The 13,614-nt window shown below is 66.1% G+C and carries 14 protein-coding genes; 10 read left to right on the forward strand and 4 right to left on the reverse strand.

The genetic code is table 11. The features are described from left to right. The first annotated feature begins 5 nt into the window (after positions 1–5). The 4 genes from GBA63_RS08310 (at position 6) to GBA63_RS08325 (ending at position 3,848) form a co-directional block, all read left to right on the forward strand. Positions 6–1,208 carry an aspartate kinase gene (locus GBA63_RS08310; RefSeq protein WP_166175142.1) on the forward strand — a complete coding sequence of 401 codons (1,203 nt, stop codon included), beginning with the start codon at positions 6–8 and terminating at the stop codon, positions 1,206–1,208. Further along, a complete protein-coding gene (locus GBA63_RS08315; protein WP_166175144.1) occupies positions 1,205–2,278 on the forward strand; it encodes a homoserine dehydrogenase family protein in 1,074 nt (357 codons plus the stop codon). The genes GBA63_RS08310 and GBA63_RS08315 overlap by 4 nt, the downstream gene beginning before the upstream one ends. Before the next feature lie 21 nt (positions 2,279–2,299). Beyond that, positions 2,300–3,265 (forward strand): aspartate-semialdehyde dehydrogenase, encoded by a 966-nt coding sequence (locus tag GBA63_RS08320; RefSeq protein ID WP_166175146.1) that lies wholly within the window; start codon positions 2,300–2,302, stop codon positions 3,263–3,265. A 103-nt stretch (positions 3,266–3,368) separates the two neighbouring features. Then, positions 3,369–3,848, forward strand: a complete 480-nt coding sequence (locus tag GBA63_RS08325) for a GNAT family N-acetyltransferase (RefSeq protein ID WP_228282375.1) — start codon at positions 3,369–3,371, stop codon at positions 3,846–3,848. Between the two features lie 128 nt (positions 3,849–3,976). Here the strand turns inward: GBA63_RS08325 and GBA63_RS08330 are convergent, their stop codons facing one another. The 4 genes from GBA63_RS08330 to GBA63_RS08340 form a co-directional block, all read right to left on the reverse strand. After that, positions 3,977–4,651 carry a hypothetical protein gene (locus GBA63_RS08330; protein WP_166175150.1) on the reverse strand — a complete coding sequence of 225 codons (675 nt, stop codon included), beginning with the start codon at positions 4,649–4,651 and terminating at the stop codon, positions 3,977–3,979. Continuing rightward, entirely contained in the window at positions 4,648–6,042 is a 1,395-nt protein-coding gene (locus GBA63_RS08335) for a selenium-binding family protein (protein WP_166175152.1), read from the reverse strand. The genes GBA63_RS08330 and GBA63_RS08335 overlap by 4 nt, the downstream gene beginning before the upstream one ends. A 413-nt stretch (positions 6,043–6,455) precedes the next feature. Beyond that, positions 6,456–6,602 carry a hypothetical protein gene (locus tag GBA63_RS23160; RefSeq protein WP_207957145.1) on the reverse strand — a complete coding sequence of 49 codons (147 nt, stop codon included), beginning with the start codon at positions 6,600–6,602 and terminating at the stop codon, positions 6,456–6,458. Positions 6,603–6,672: 70 nt separating this feature from the next. Continuing rightward, positions 6,673–7,275, reverse strand: a complete 603-nt coding sequence (locus tag GBA63_RS08340) for a class I SAM-dependent methyltransferase (protein WP_207957146.1) — start codon at positions 7,273–7,275, stop codon at positions 6,673–6,675. Positions 7,276–7,534: 259 nt separating this feature from the next. Here GBA63_RS08340 and GBA63_RS08345 point away from each other — a divergent pair, with 259 nt between their 5' ends. The 6 genes from GBA63_RS08345 to GBA63_RS08370 all read left to right on the forward strand — a co-directional run bounded on the left by GBA63_RS08345 (position 7,535) and on the right by GBA63_RS08370 (position 13,547). After that, the gene (locus GBA63_RS08345; RefSeq protein ID WP_166175154.1) at positions 7,535–7,813 is read left to right on the forward strand and encodes a hypothetical protein; all 279 of its coding nucleotides are present in this window, start codon (positions 7,535–7,537) and stop codon (positions 7,811–7,813) included. 160 nt (positions 7,814–7,973) lie between these two features. After that, entirely contained in the window at positions 7,974–8,270 is a 297-nt protein-coding gene (locus tag GBA63_RS08350; RefSeq protein WP_166175156.1) for an FmdB family zinc ribbon protein, read from the forward strand. A gap of 5 nt (positions 8,271–8,275) precedes the next feature. Beyond that, on the forward strand, positions 8,276–8,524 hold the full coding sequence (locus GBA63_RS08355) for a hypothetical protein (RefSeq protein WP_166175158.1): 249 nt from the start codon (positions 8,276–8,278) through the stop codon (positions 8,522–8,524). Positions 8,525–8,862: 338 nt separating this feature from the next. Then, positions 8,863–12,351 carry a DNA polymerase III subunit alpha gene (locus GBA63_RS08360; RefSeq protein WP_166175160.1) on the forward strand — a complete coding sequence of 1,163 codons (3,489 nt, stop codon included), beginning with the start codon at positions 8,863–8,865 and terminating at the stop codon, positions 12,349–12,351. 62 nt (positions 12,352–12,413) lie between these two features. Then, the gene (locus GBA63_RS08365) at positions 12,414–12,893 is read left to right on the forward strand and encodes a GFA family protein (protein ID WP_166175161.1); all 480 of its coding nucleotides are present in this window, start codon (positions 12,414–12,416) and stop codon (positions 12,891–12,893) included. Between the two features lie 12 nt (positions 12,894–12,905). Next, a complete protein-coding gene (locus GBA63_RS08370) occupies positions 12,906–13,547 on the forward strand; it encodes a DUF7002 family protein (protein WP_166175163.1) in 642 nt (213 codons plus the stop codon). The last annotated feature ends 67 nt before the right edge of the window (positions 13,548–13,614 follow it).

Consider the following 13,614-nt stretch of genomic DNA (forward strand, 5'->3'; position numbering starts at 1 on the left):
GTCAGGTGAGCGAGAACCCACTCGTCATAAAGTTCGGCGGCACCTCCGTCGGCACCGGCGCGGCGATAGGCCGCGCCGCCAGGATCGCGGCCGAGGCCGCCCGCGAACGGCCCGTCGTAGTCGTCGTCTCCGCCATGAGCGGGGTGACCAACCTGCTGCTCGGCCACGCGGCCGTGGGGGCGACCGCGGACGGCTCGGCGGCGGAGCATCTGCGCGCGTCGCTCGCCGAGAGGCACCTGCGCGCGATGGGCGAGGCCGTCGCCCCCGAACGGCAGCCCGAGGTCGAAGGGCGGGTGCTCCGGTTGCTCGACGAGCTGGTCGAGACGGCGGGACGTCCGGCGGAGAGCGTGAAGGCCAGGAGGGCCGGGATCGCGGTCTTCGGCGAACGCCTGTCGGCCGAGATCTTCGCCGGCGCCGTCGCGGGGGCGGGCGTCCCGGGCGGGGTCGTCGGGGCCGACCCGATAGCCACCGACCGGCGATTCGACGAGGCCGAGGTCGATGTCGCGGAGACGGAGAGGCGATGTTCGCGGTACGTAGCTCCCGTGCTCGAAGACGGGGCCGTGGCGGTCGTGCCGGGGTTCGTCGGACGCGCGCCCGACGGTTCTCCCACGACGCTTGGGAGGGGAGGGTCGGACCTTTCGGCGACCGTGCTCGGCCGGGCGCTCGGGTCCTCGGAGGTCTGGATCATGTCCGACGTCAACGGCGTGCTCGACGCGGACCCGCGGCTCGTTCCCGACGCCACCCTGATGCCCAGGCTCTCGTACCACGAGGCCCACACCTTCGCCGGTCTCGGGGCCAAGATCCTGCACCACAAGACCATGGAACCGGCCGCCGAGGCTCGCCTGGACGTCCTCGTCCGAAACACCTTCGCCCCCGAGACGCCCGGAACGCGGATCTCAGCGGACTTCGCCGACGGCGACGGCGTGCGCTGCGTGGCCCTGCGCCGCAAGGTCCCGATGGAGATACCGTGCGCCAACGGACGTCGCAGCGAGACGGCGATGGTGGTCTGCATAGGGTCGCCCTCGGAGGCCGACCTCAAGCTTGGCCTGCGTCTATTGCGGAAGGCGAAGATACGGTTCCTGCACGCCGGGTTCGCCTCCGCCGGCCTCGTCTTCGTCGTCAACGGAGAACAGGGTGAGGACGCCCTCAGGCTCCTGCACGGCTCTCTCGTCACGGCCGACTCCCCAGGGGTCGAGGAGGTAGCTTGAGGCGGCTTGAGATCGTCCAGATAGGCCTCGGCCACGTCGGGCGCGCGGTCGCCCAGATCGTCCTGGAAGAGCGCAAGCGCTGGCTCGAACGCCGCGGCGTCGAGGTCCGCTACCGCGCCGTCTCGGATACCTCGGGCGCGCTCTCCGGCGAAGACCTGCTTCCGCAGGCCGTTCGTCTCAAGGAGGAGGGCGGCAGGCTCTCGGAGCTCGGCACGGAGCCGCTGGAGGACGTGCTGCGCTCGGAGCCCGCGCCGGGGTTCACGAGGGTCGTCGTGGACGTGGCGGTGCACGGTGGGACGTTCGACCTCGACCTGCTCGGGATCGAGAACGGCTCCTACCTCGTGCTCTCCAACAAGGGGCCGCTCTCGGGGAGCACGGCGCAGTACGAGCAGCTCGTCAGCAAGGTACCAGACAGGCTCTGGCACGAGGCCACCGTGGGGGCCGGGATGCCGGTCATCTCGACCATGGGCGGCCTCATCGAGACCGGCGACGAGATCCTGGAGATCCAGGCGAGCCCCAGCGGCACTTTGGGCTTCGTCATGAGCGCCGTCGAGGCCGGAAGGTCGTTCTCCGAAGCGGTCCGGGAAGCCGTAGACTTGCACTACGCCGAGCCGGATCCCAGGGACGATCTCTCCGGGCTGGACGTGGCCAGGAAGGCGATAATACTGGCCCGCATGATGGGGCGCGGGATCGAACCGGAGGAGATCCCTTACGAGTCCCTCGTCCCCAAAGGCCTCGAAGACGTCCCCCTGGACGAGTTCATGGCCCGCCTCCCCGACCACGACGAGGCCTTCGCCGCCCGCATGGCGGCCGTGGAGCAGCACCACATGCTCCGCTACCTGACGCGAATCCCGAAGGAGGGCCCCGTCACGGTCGGCCTGGCGGACACGCCGGTCGAGAGCCCGTTCGGCCCGATCAGCGGCCCCGAGAACGTCTTCGACTTCCGCACGCGCCGCTACTCGGATGTTACCCTCACCGTGCGCGGCCCGGGCGCGGGCCCCGAACGTACCGCGAGCGGCGTTGTCTGGGACCTGCTGGACATCGCCCACAGGGCGCTGCAAGACGACTAAGAGATTAAAGGAGACACTGAGATGCGCGAAGGATACACGGTGGCCGTGGTTGGGGCGGGCCTTGTGGGCGACAGGATCGTCGCCGAGCTCAGACGCCGGGACTTCCCGCTGAAAGAGCTGCGCGTCCTGGCGCGCACCGCCCGCCGCGCCACGCTGGCCGGCGAGGAGTTCGAGGTGGGGGTGGCCGAGCCCGAGGCGTTCGATGGCGTGGACATCGCCTTCTTCGCCGGAACGGAGGGCGAGAAGGGCGCCGCCGTCCAGCTCGCCGGGGAGGCCATAAGCCGGGGAGCCGTCGTCATAGACAACGGCAGCGACTTCAGGATGGACCCGGAAGTGCCGCTCGTCGTGCCCGAGGTAAACGCGGGCGCGGCTAAGGATCACAACGGGCTCATCGCCAACGGTAACTGTTCGACGATACAGATGGTCGTAACCCTGGCGCCGCTCGCGCGCGAGTTCGGCATCGAGAAGGTGATCGTCTCCACCTACCAGGCTGTCTCGGGCTCGGGCCGCGGCGGGGTGGAGGCCCTGGAGGACGGTCGCGAGGGCGTGTATCCCAAACCCATAGACCGCAACGCCATCCCGCTCATCGGGGGCGTCGGAGACGACGGCTACACCTCGGAGGAGACCAAGATGCGCCTTGAGACGCGCAAGATCATGGGCCTCCCCGACCTCGAAGTCTTCGCCACCGCCGTCCGCATCCCCGTCCACACGGGCCACTCGGAGAGCGTCTACGTCGAGCTGGGCCGCGAGGCGACGCTCGACGAGGTCGTCGAGGCGCTTCGTTCGGCGCCGGGCGTAACCTTCTCGGGTGACGCCGACGACTTCCCGACGCCGCTCGAAGCGGCGGGCGACCCGAACACCTTCGTGGGCCGCGTGCGGGTGGAGGGCAACGTGGCGCAGTACTGGTGCGTCTCGGACAACCTGCTCAAGGGTGCCGCCACCAACGCCGTCCAGATCGCCGAAGAGCTGGTCGGCGTCCGCGTCTGAGGCGGTTCGCTTCGCGAACCGCGCCGTCAGCTATCAGCCGTCAGCTATCTGCTCTTGCTCCGTATCGTGAAGCCTTAGGAGCGAACCTGGGGGGGAAGTGTTGGTGATCGGCGTCCGGGAAGCGACGGTGGATGATGTGCCGCTGGTCCTCTCGTTTATCCGGGAGCTCGCGGAGTACGAGAAGCTCTCGCACGAGGTGGTCGCAACGGAGGGGGCGTTGCGGGAGACTCTGTTCGGGGAGCGGCGGTACGCGGAGGTCCTGATCGGGGAGCAGGACGGAGCGCCAGCGGGCTTCGCGCTGTTCTTCCACAATTACTCGACGTTCCTCGGAAAGCCGGGCATCTACCTGGAGGACCTGTACGTGAGGCCTGAGTTTCGCGGTGCCGGCATCGGCCGCGCCCTGCTGGCACGCCTGGCTCGGCTGACCGTGGAACGGGGTTGCGGACGTCTGGAGTGGTGGGTGCTCGACTGGAACGAGCCCTCGATCGGCTTCTACAAGAAGCTCGGCGCCGTCCCGATGGACGATTGGACGGTCTACCGCCTGACGGGTGAGGCGCTGGAAGCGTTGGTCGACGGGGCTTGATCGGAGCACGGTTGGTTGTTGGGTTCGGGCTTTACTCGCTCTGGTAGCCGCGCCCTTCCTGGTACTACCGGAGCGCCGGAAGTACCCGCATTGCCGCCTAGTCTTCGCATGCCCAGGCGCGCGTCGGCTCAAGCTGTGGTTCGGATGGTCATGGTGAGGACGCCCGCGACGATCAAGGCCCCTGCCCAGGCGAGGTCCGCGTTGAACCAGGTGCGTTTGAGGATCATCAACCCGAGCTTTTCGTAGACCACCAGCGCGACGGCCGCCATAACCGCGAACATCGCCAGCGTATGCACCGCGACGGCCGCGATGTCGGCGAGCGCCGCCGGGTTGGTCAGGAAGAGGTGTACGCCGTGGCCCGGGTGTTCGTGCGCCGGGTGCCCCATCCCCCGCACCGTGCCGGAGAACCTCAGCAGCACGGGGACGAGCATGAAGCCCGCCCCGTGCGCGGTCGCCATGATGAACGACCAGAGGGTCAGATCCCGGAAGCCGACCCGCATCCCCACCCAGCGCGGGTGTTTGCGCCGGATCAGCTTGTAGAGACCAAAGAAGATGAGCGTTACCGCCCCGATGTACCCGAGTGTGTCCAGGGGGATCACGACCTGCGCGACCAAAACCGCCGCCACCACGAGGGTGACGGCGGCGGCGTGTCCGAGGGCGATGGGCCAGAAGGCCTTGAGGACCGCCTCCCGGCGCCCTTCTTGCAGGCCCAGGCTTACCGCGAAGAGCCAGCCCATCGCGGGGTTCAGGCCGTGGTAGGCGCCCAGCAGGACCAGGACGAGCCAGGGCCACGCGGCGCTCATGACGGGTAGCAGAACGAGTCCGAGGACGAGTCGCCGCCCTGCAGCCGGATCTGGTGCGGCCTCTCGTCCCCGAAGTCCGTGAAGAAGTCCGCATCGAGGGTGAAGCCGCCGCCGTTGTCCGCGTCCACGTCGGCCCTGGCGACCCAGCCCCTGATGCCGTCGGGGTAGAACTGCTCGTCCCAGCTTGAGTACAGCGAGTTGCTGAAATAGACCCTGCGCCCGTCGCGGCTGACCTCCACCATCTGCGGCGCGCCGTTGAGGGGCCGTCCCGTCTTCGGGTGCTCCGTCCTGCGCGCGATGCCTCCGAGGTGCAGGGACCCCGTGTGCCTGGGATCGAACGGGTCGGAGACGTCGTACTGGCGCATCTCGCCGGTCCCCCAGCAAGAGATGTACAGGAAACGGTCGTCGAGGGAGAGGTTGATGTCGGAGACGAGTGGCGGCACGGCGCCGAAGCCCTTGAGCAACGGGGGCAGGAGGTCCGGTTCGGCGGGCTCTGCCGGGATGTCTATGACCTTCGTGATGTCCCACTTGTCGTTCTCGCGGTGCCACAGCCAGATCGAGGCCGAGAGGTCCTTGGTCGAGACGACGACGCCGACGAAGCCGTACGCCTTCGTGGGATCGTGGGCCGGGCGGAGCTCAAGCACCATCTGATGCTCCTCGCCCAGATCCAACGCCTGCAGGTGCTTGCGGCGGCGCAGGTCCCACACGTGTATGCGGTGCCCGTAGCCGTTCGACAGGAGAACCTCCGGGTCGAGGCCGGCCTCGACCATGTTGGGTGTTCCCCACTCGCTGGTGATCATAGTATCGTGTCCCAGGTGCCACCAGAAGTCATAAGAGAACTGCTGGGGTCCGCGATCCACCTCCCAGCGCCCCAGGGGCTCGAAGGTGTCGTGGTCCATGACGAAGACGCCGCCCGGTCCGTTCCCGTCCGGGGTGCCGAGGGCGTTCATGTAGATCCCATCGGGACCGCAGTGGGTGGTGTGAGGGCGGCTGTAGCCCGTCCGCTCGTGCAGCTCTTCTGGCTCGATCACCTTGACGATGTGGGGCTTGGCGGGGTCCGGCTTGGTGTCGATGACGTGGATGCGTGAAGAACGCAGGCCCGGAACGATGAGGTACCGGCGCTCCAGGTGCGGGTGTGGCGCGTAGGGGCAAAGCGACGCGCTGCAGGCGTTCCAGCCAAAGTGGTGCAACTCGTCGCCCATGACCGGCATCTCCACCCGGCCAACGACTTCCGTGTAGGTCGAGGAGTCTGGATCGACGTCCATCACCGCGAGGGCGTCGGGACGCCCGTTCGGGTTGAGGACCGCCACGTAAGCGAGCTTCTCTTTCGGAGCCTGCATCGCCATCCGCGGCGATGGGTAGTAGGTCGGGTCCGGCCTCAGAATAGTCACGAGCATCTCCTTTCGGTCGACATGATCACGTGTTCCTGCCTGGTTGGTGGGGTCCTCGAGGCGTCGGGTAACGGGACGCGGAGAGTACTTACGGTAAGGCGTGCGTCGCGTTGTCGCCCGCACCATGGTCCGGCGTCCGAAGCGCAGGCGGGCAACCGCGGGAAAAGCCGGCCGAACCCCAGCGCCCGGCGCCGCGACATCGTGCGACCGGCAGGCTTCTCGCGGGACCGGTGCAGAGGCAATGGGTCTGACCTCGCCTCTGCACCGGTCCTTTGGTCGATATGGGGGACCATCTTTCCCTAGTCCTTTTGGTCGCTACGTTGCAGGTAGCCTCGGCCCGAACGGTCGGGAAAGCCGGTCAAAGCTCCTCCGGTGTCGGGGGCATGGACTACCAGTCCAGTGCGGGTCTCTGATCAGCGCCTGAAGGCCACCACCTCCAGGTAGTGGGAGGGAACGACCATCGTCCCGTCGCTGGCGGTGTTCCGCTCGTCGATCAGGGCTTTGAGGTCCCGGGCCAGCGCTTCCTGGCCGTCGGAGTCCAGGGCGGCGAAAGCCCTCACCGTCGGGCCGTAGTAGTCGCGGAACCAGTCGACGAAATGCTCGGCCGACGGGTACCGAAAGTTGTACGTCCTACGGTGCGTCTCCAGGGAAGAGATCCCCTCGCCAAAGAGCTCCCGTAGCCGCTCTTCGGTCCCCCACAGCGAAGGCGGCTTCACGCCGGGGGCGGGGGACGTGCTTGCCTACGGTCTTTAGCATCTGTCCGGTGTAACCGTCGGGGGTCCAGCTTGCCAGCCCGATCTTCCCCCCGGGCCGGCAGACCCTGAGGAGCTCCGCCGCCGCCTTCTCCTGGTTCGGGCAGAACATCACGCCTATCGTGGAGAGCACCACGTCGAAGGAGGCGTCCGGGTAGGAGAGGTCCTCGGCGTCGCCGACCTCGAAGGTTATGTTCATGCCCTCTGCCTCGGCCCGCCTGCGGGCGTGTTCTATGGATTCGGGCGCCAGGTCCATGCCCGTAACCTCGCAGAAGCGTCTCGCGGCCGAGATGGCGGTGTTGCCGGAGCCGGTCGCCACATCGAGAACCTTATCGCCGGAGCGGAGGTCCACCGCCTCGCAAAGCAGCTCGCCCATGATGGCGATGGGGTTGCCGATCTTCGCGTAATCGCCCGAGGTCCAGACCTTGCGCATGCGTTCCTTGATGGCCCCCATGCTGGGTGCCTGGTCCTGGATAGTCACGTCGATCCTCCTTCTCCTCGTGTTCGGTTGACGTCTACGGCGCTCTTTCTGGTCCGTGCCGTTGTTGCCGATCCTGGGTAACGGGTTCGCAGCCTTTCCCTATCAAATGTAACAAAAACATCATACATGTGGAGCCAGCCGTTCCGCATCGGTCGAATTACGCAATTTCGGTTCCGGGGGCGTCGCTCCTACCTCCCGCCGGGACTCGCTATACTTAGCGTGTCGTAGGCGGCGTCTGCGGGCGGAGAGGAGTATCAGCATGGCCGAGGGACGGGAGAAGCAGTCTTTCTGGGACCGTCTTTTCAGCGTGAACATAGGTTCCGCGCGGGAGGAGAGGGTCGTCGGGTACATCATGCACAGGATCGGGGAGGGCGCCAACCTGCGCGAGGTGACGCAGGAAGAGTACGTACGGCGCAACGCCTCGCCGGCCGAGGTCGAAGAGATCCTGCACAACCCAAAGCTTTTGCACACGGCCCACGAACACCTGCAGCAGGACTTCGGCTCGGGAGAGCTCGACCCGCACCGCAAGCCGGAATAGGTAGCTGCCAGTTCTCGGCTTTCAGCACTTTCGTTCCCGCTGAAGGCTGAAAGCGGAGGCCGAAGGCCGCAGCGGGCTGATAGCCGATAGCTCCAACGGGAGACCGAACATCCCGCGGGCGGTATAATTCCCGGGTTGCGAGCTGTTGGATGGAGGCCGGATGCCGATCTACGAGTACAAGTGCGAGAACGATCACGTCTTCGACGTGATGCAGAAGATGTCCGAAGACCCGCTGACCACCTGCATCGAATGCGGCGCCCCGGTCAGAAAGGTCCTCCAACCGGTGGGCATCTCCTTCAAGGGCTCCGGCTTTTACTCCACGGACTACAGCAGCAAGAAGGGCCCCAAGGAACCGGCCGCCACGAGCCCCAACGGCGACTCCAAACCAGACACCAAAGAGAAGAAGCCCGCCGACAAGCCGGCCGCGTCGACCAAATCGTCCGGAACGAAGGACTGACCACGGTGGCCCGCGGCGCGGACCCGCCGCGCGACGAGCCCCGCCGCGAAGGCCCCGTTCGCCGGACCCTCCGCGTAGCCATCCTCGGCGTCACCCTGATCTTCGTGGTCGCCGCCCTCGCCATCTCCTGCTCCCTCGTCGTCTACACGGCCTACCGCCACGACCTCCAGAACGGCGTCTTCGCGTTGCTCCTCGCCGTCCTGAGCGCACAGATCGCCATAAACTGGTTTCTGTGGAAGGACGACGAGGAATAGGCTTCGGGTTTGGCTTCAGGTTTCAGGCTGCAGGTATCAGAAAAATACCCTCGACCGGCCCAACGTTCGGCCGAGCAACGTAACTTCTAAACTACAACATACGTCGCCAAGCGACGGCTACGCACCGCACATCTGGCTGAAGCCTGATACCTAAAGCCTGAAACCTCTGCGTGAAAAGTCCTGCAAATACAGCCTCAACTTCTACTTCAGGGAGGCTGGACAACAGCCACTCCGTTCTCGTATAGTAGCCCTCGTCGAGGATGGATCGACGGGGAGAACAGGCGAGCGGCGGCGTCCTTTTGCGGCGTCGCCGGGGACCATGAGCGAGGGAGGGCTTTTTGTCGGGTGGTTCGGGCGCTTTCGCGCATTTGCACTGTCACTCGGAGTACTCGATGCTCGACGGGGCGAGCCGGATCAAGGACCTCGTCTCTTTCGCGAAAGAGCAGAACATGCCGGGGCTGGCGCTCACGGATCACGGGGTCATGTACGGGGCCGTCCGGTTCTACAAGGAGGCGAAGGACGCCGGGATCAAGCCGCTCATGGGCTGCGAGGTCTACGTCACGGCCGACCGGCACGACCGCAGCAGGGCCCCCTACTACCACCTGACGCTCATAGCCCGGACGGCCGAGGGCTATCGGAACCTGATGAAGCTCTCGACGGGCGGTTTTCTCGAAGGCTTCTACTACAAGCCGCGGGTGGACATGGAAATGCTCAAGAGGTACGGGAAGGGCATCATCTGCCTCTCGGGTTGCCTCTCGGCCGAGGTCCCGACCCGCATCCTCGAAGGGCGCTTCGACGAGGCGAGGCGTCTGCTCGAGGAGTACGGTGAGATCTTCGACGCCGTCTACCTGGAGATGCAGGATCACGGCATCCCCGAGCAGCGGCGCGTGAACGAGGGGCTCGTAAAGCTCCACAAAGAGACGGGCCTCGACCTCGTGGCCGCGAACGACTCCCACTACACGACCCGCCACGACGCCAAAATGCACGACGCGCTCTTGTGCATCGGGACCGGCAAGTTCGTGAGCGACCCGAACCGCATGAAGTTCAGCGGCGATGAGTTCTACGTCAAGAGCATCGAGGAGATGGGCCGCATCTTCCCCGACCATCCCGAGGCCCTCGAAAACACCTTGAAGGTCGTCGAGAGCGTCGAGGACGTCGGCATAGAGCTCGGCAAGACCAGGTTGCCGAACTTCCCGAAGCCCGAGGGGTACACGGCCGACCAGTATCTCAGGGAGCAGTGCGACCGGGGGCTCGTGGCGCGTTACGGGGAGCTGGCGAAGGGGCCGGAGGTCCAGCAGAGGCTCGAGTTCGAGCTTTCGACCATCGGGAAGATGGGGTTCGCCGATTACTTCCTTATAGTGTGGGACTTCGTGAAGTACGCGAAGGACCGCAAGATCGCGGTGGGGCCAGGGCGCGGGTCGGCCGCGGGGTCCATCGTGGCCTACGCGTTGGGGATCACGGACCTCGACCCGCTTCACTACTCGCTGCTCTTCGAGCGGTTCCTTAACCCGGACCGGATCAACATGCCGGACGTGGACATAGACTTCTCCGTCTCCGGTCGTTCCGAGGTTATGAAGTACGTGACGGACAAGTACGGCGGGCACGAGCACGTGGCCCAGATCATCACCTTCGGGACGATAGGAGCCAAGGCCGCCATCCGCGACTCGGGCCGTATCTACCAGTACCCCTATTCGGACACGGACAAGCTCGCCAAGTTCATCCCTGACAAGCCCGTCGGCACGACGCTGCGTGACGTGCTAACTCAGGGCGAGGACGGGGAGTACGCCGCGGGTGAGAAGCACCCGGGGCAGGCGCGCGAGATCCTGCAGTTCATCAACGGGAACGATGCCGCCCGACAGGTCCTGGATACCGCCTTCGAGATTGAGGGCTTCGCCCGCCACGCAGGCACCCACGCGGCGGGCGTCGTCATCTCCGAGGAACGCCTGACGGACATAGTCCCGCTTCAGCGCGTCAAGGACACCGACTCGGTGATGGTCCAGCACCCCATGAGCGACGTGGAAGCGTTGGGACTCCTCAAGGTGGACTTTTTGGGCCTGCGCAACCTCGACGTGATCGAGGAGACGCTCGAGACGATCCGGCAGACCTCGGGCGAGGAGGTGGACATCCAGAACATACCCCTCGACGACGAGAAGACCTTGAAGATGTTCGCCAGGGGCGACACGTTCGGGGTCTTCCAGTTCGAGTCCGGGGGGATGCAGCGGATGCTCCAGGAGGTCCGCCCGGACCGCTTCGACGACCTCGTGGCCCTGAACGCCCTCTACCGTCCGGGCCCCATGGACTACATCCCGACCTTCAAGAAGGGCAAGCACGACCCCGAGAGCGTGGACTACCGCGACGAGCGGTTGAAGCCGATACTCGAGCCCACCTACGGGGTCGCCGCGTACCAGGAGCAGCTCATGGAGATAAGCAAGCTCCTGGGCGGCTTCACCCCCGGGCAGGCCGACACGCTGCGCAAGGCGATCGGCAAGAAGAACGCGGCGATGCTCGCGACCCTCAAGGACAAGTTCATGGAGGGCTGCGCCGCCAACGACGTCTCCATCGAGGTCGCCGACGAGCTGTGGAACTGGATGGAGAAGGCCGGCGGCTACTCGTTCAACAAGAGCCACTCCGCCTGCTACTCGTTCCTCGCCTTCCAGACCGCGTACCTGAAAGCCCACTACCCCGAGTCGTACATGGCCGCCCTCATGAGCAGCGTCATGAACACTAAGGACCGGGTGCCGCAGTACGTGGCCGAGGCGCGGGCGATGAAGATAGAGGTCCTGCCGCCCGACGTGAACGAGAGCGGTCGCCGGTTCACGGTCGTCGGGAACACCATCCGGTTCGGGTTGTCCGCCGTAAAGAACGTCGGCGAGAACACCGTGGAGGCGATACGGGCCGCCAGGGAGGAGGGGGGGCCGTTCGCAGACATCTTCGACTTCTGCGAGCGGGTCGACTCCTCGACCTACAACAAGCGGACCGTGGAGTCGCTCATAAAGTGCGGCGCCTTCGACAACGTAGGCCCCTCGCGCGCGGCGATGGTAGCCGTCCACGCCAAGGCCGTCGAGCGCTGCACCAAAGGCCTCAAGGGGGCCTGCGAGGACCAGTTCTCGATGTTCGACGACGCCGAGATAGCGCCCCCGAAGCCCGAGTTCCCCGACCTCGAAGACGACCGGCGCGAGAGCCTGGAGTGGGAGAAGGAGACGCTCGGGCTCTACGTCTCCGACCACCCTTTGCGCCCGGTCCTCCACAAGCTCAAAAAGCACACCGACACAACCGTCTCCGACCTCGACCATTGCAGGGACGGGGCGATGGTGTGGGTCGGGGGGCTGGCGACGAGCGTTCGGACCAACACCACGCGCAAGGGCGACATGATGGGGATGCTCCAGCTCGACGACACCCGGGGGCTCGCCGAGGTAATGGTCTTCCCGCGGGTCTACGCCAAGTGCGCGAACTGCGTGCGCGAGGACGCCGTTCTAAAGGTCAAGGGCCGCGTCGAGCGCAAGGAGGGCATCCCGCGCATCATCGCCATGGAGATGGAGGAGCTCCACCTGGAACCGGGCCCCGATCCCGTCTACCTCGACGCTTCGTGTTTCGTCGGCCTCTCCCGCGCGGAGGCGGAGGAGGCATTCGGTCTGCTCGCCAAAAGCCCCGGAACGAGCCCCGTCTTCCTCGTCTCCCCGTCGGACGGATTGGAGGAGAGGGTCTTCGACGTGGAGGACTCCTCGGACCTGCACGCTGAGCTCAAGCAGATACTGGGGCCGAGGTGCCTCTCTTACTCCCGGAAAGAGGCCCCGGTCGCCGAGCCGGAGATGGAGCAGGTGTCTTAGAGCGGTCAGCTTTCAGCCGTCAGCAGCCTGATGCCGGTGGGGCTCGATGATGTGAAGGAGGCATGGTGTCCGAAGAAACGTTGACGGTGCGGGGCGGGTGTCAGTGCGGTGCGGTGCGGTATGAGGCGAGGGCCGCGAGCAGGGACGCCTATTACTGCCACTGCCGGATGTGCCAGAAGGCATTCGGGCATCTATCGGGTATCTTCTGCGGGGTTGATCGGCGGAGCGTGGAATGGGAGAGCGGGGAGCCAGCCTACTACCAGTCGTCGAAGGTCGCGCGCCGCGGTTTTTGCCGGGAGTGCGGCACGCCGCTGACGTTCGAGTATTTGGAGTTGGGTGAGCTTCACCTGGCCGTCGGTAGCCTCGACGAGCCCGGGCGGTTCAGGCCGGTGATCCACTACGGCTCGGAGAGCATCGTGGAGCCGTTCTTCACGGAAGACGGGCTTCCCCGCGAGCGCACGGATGAGGACCAGGAGTTCATGGCCATGTGGCGCGCGGCCTACGGCCCGGACTCCGTGCCGGGGCATCCTTCCGGTAGCTGAGGGACCCGCGGGGTGGACGTCGGAAAGCTCGCCTCACGTCATCCCGTGCTGTACCACATGGCCGAGGACGGGAGCTGGGAAAGTATACGCAGACTCGGTCTTTTGAGCACGAGCGCCCTGCTCGACGGGTTCGAGGTGGGGGAGGGGCGGAGGCGCCGCATCGAGTCCGCCCGCCGGCCGGAGATGGAGGCAATAGAGCACCCGGAGCACGGACGCGCCCTGATCTGGGACAACAAACCGATGCAGGAGACGGTCCTGGAGCGGTGCCTGACGGGCATGACCCCGCGCGAGTGGTACGAGACGCTCAACCGCAGGGTCTTTTTCTGGCTGGACAGGAGGCGACTGCTAAGGCTGCTTTGTGCGAGGGCCTACCGGGACCGGCCGCACCTCGTGCTCGAGCTGGACACCGCGGAGCTTCTGCGGCGGCACGCGGAGGACGTCACCCTGTCCGCGATCAACTCCGGCGCTACGTTCGCGATGAACCCGGCCCCCCGCGGGCCCCACACGTTCCGCCGCGTTGAGGATCACCCCAGGGGCAAGGCGGTCGTCGAGCTCGCCGTGGACTACGCCGTCCCCGGGGCCGCCGACTTCACCTGCCGCGTGAGCCGGTGGCGCGGCGGGGGAGAGTTGGGTGAGGTCTGGCGAAAGGGTTAACGTCCCCGGGTTGTAATCGGCGGCGGTGAGCGGCTAGGATTGGTCTTTCGGCACGCGCACACGAGAG

The organism is Rubrobacter tropicus, from assembly GCF_011492945.1.
Classification (GTDB): Bacteria; Actinomycetota; Rubrobacteria; order Rubrobacterales; family Rubrobacteraceae; genus Rubrobacter_D; species Rubrobacter_D tropicus.

Bases quoted from the DNA above. Each gene is read 5' to 3' on its own strand.
- GBA63_RS08330 (WP_166175150.1), bottom strand. From the start codon at position 4,651: ATGAGCGCCGCGTGGCCCTGGCTCGTCCTGGTCCTGCTGGGCGCCTAC.
- GBA63_RS08365 (WP_166175161.1), top strand. From the start codon at position 12,414: ATGGTGTCCGAAGAAACGTTGACGGTGCGGGGCGGGTGTCAGTGCGGT.
- GBA63_RS08350 (WP_166175156.1), top strand. From the start codon at position 7,974: ATGCCGATCTACGAGTACAAGTGCGAGAACGATCACGTCTTCGACGTG.
- GBA63_RS08345 (WP_166175154.1), top strand. From the start codon at position 7,535: ATGGCCGAGGGACGGGAGAAGCAGTCTTTCTGGGACCGTCTTTTCAGC.
- GBA63_RS08320 (WP_166175146.1), top strand. From the start codon at position 2,300: ATGCGCGAAGGATACACGGTGGCCGTGGTTGGGGCGGGCCTTGTGGGC.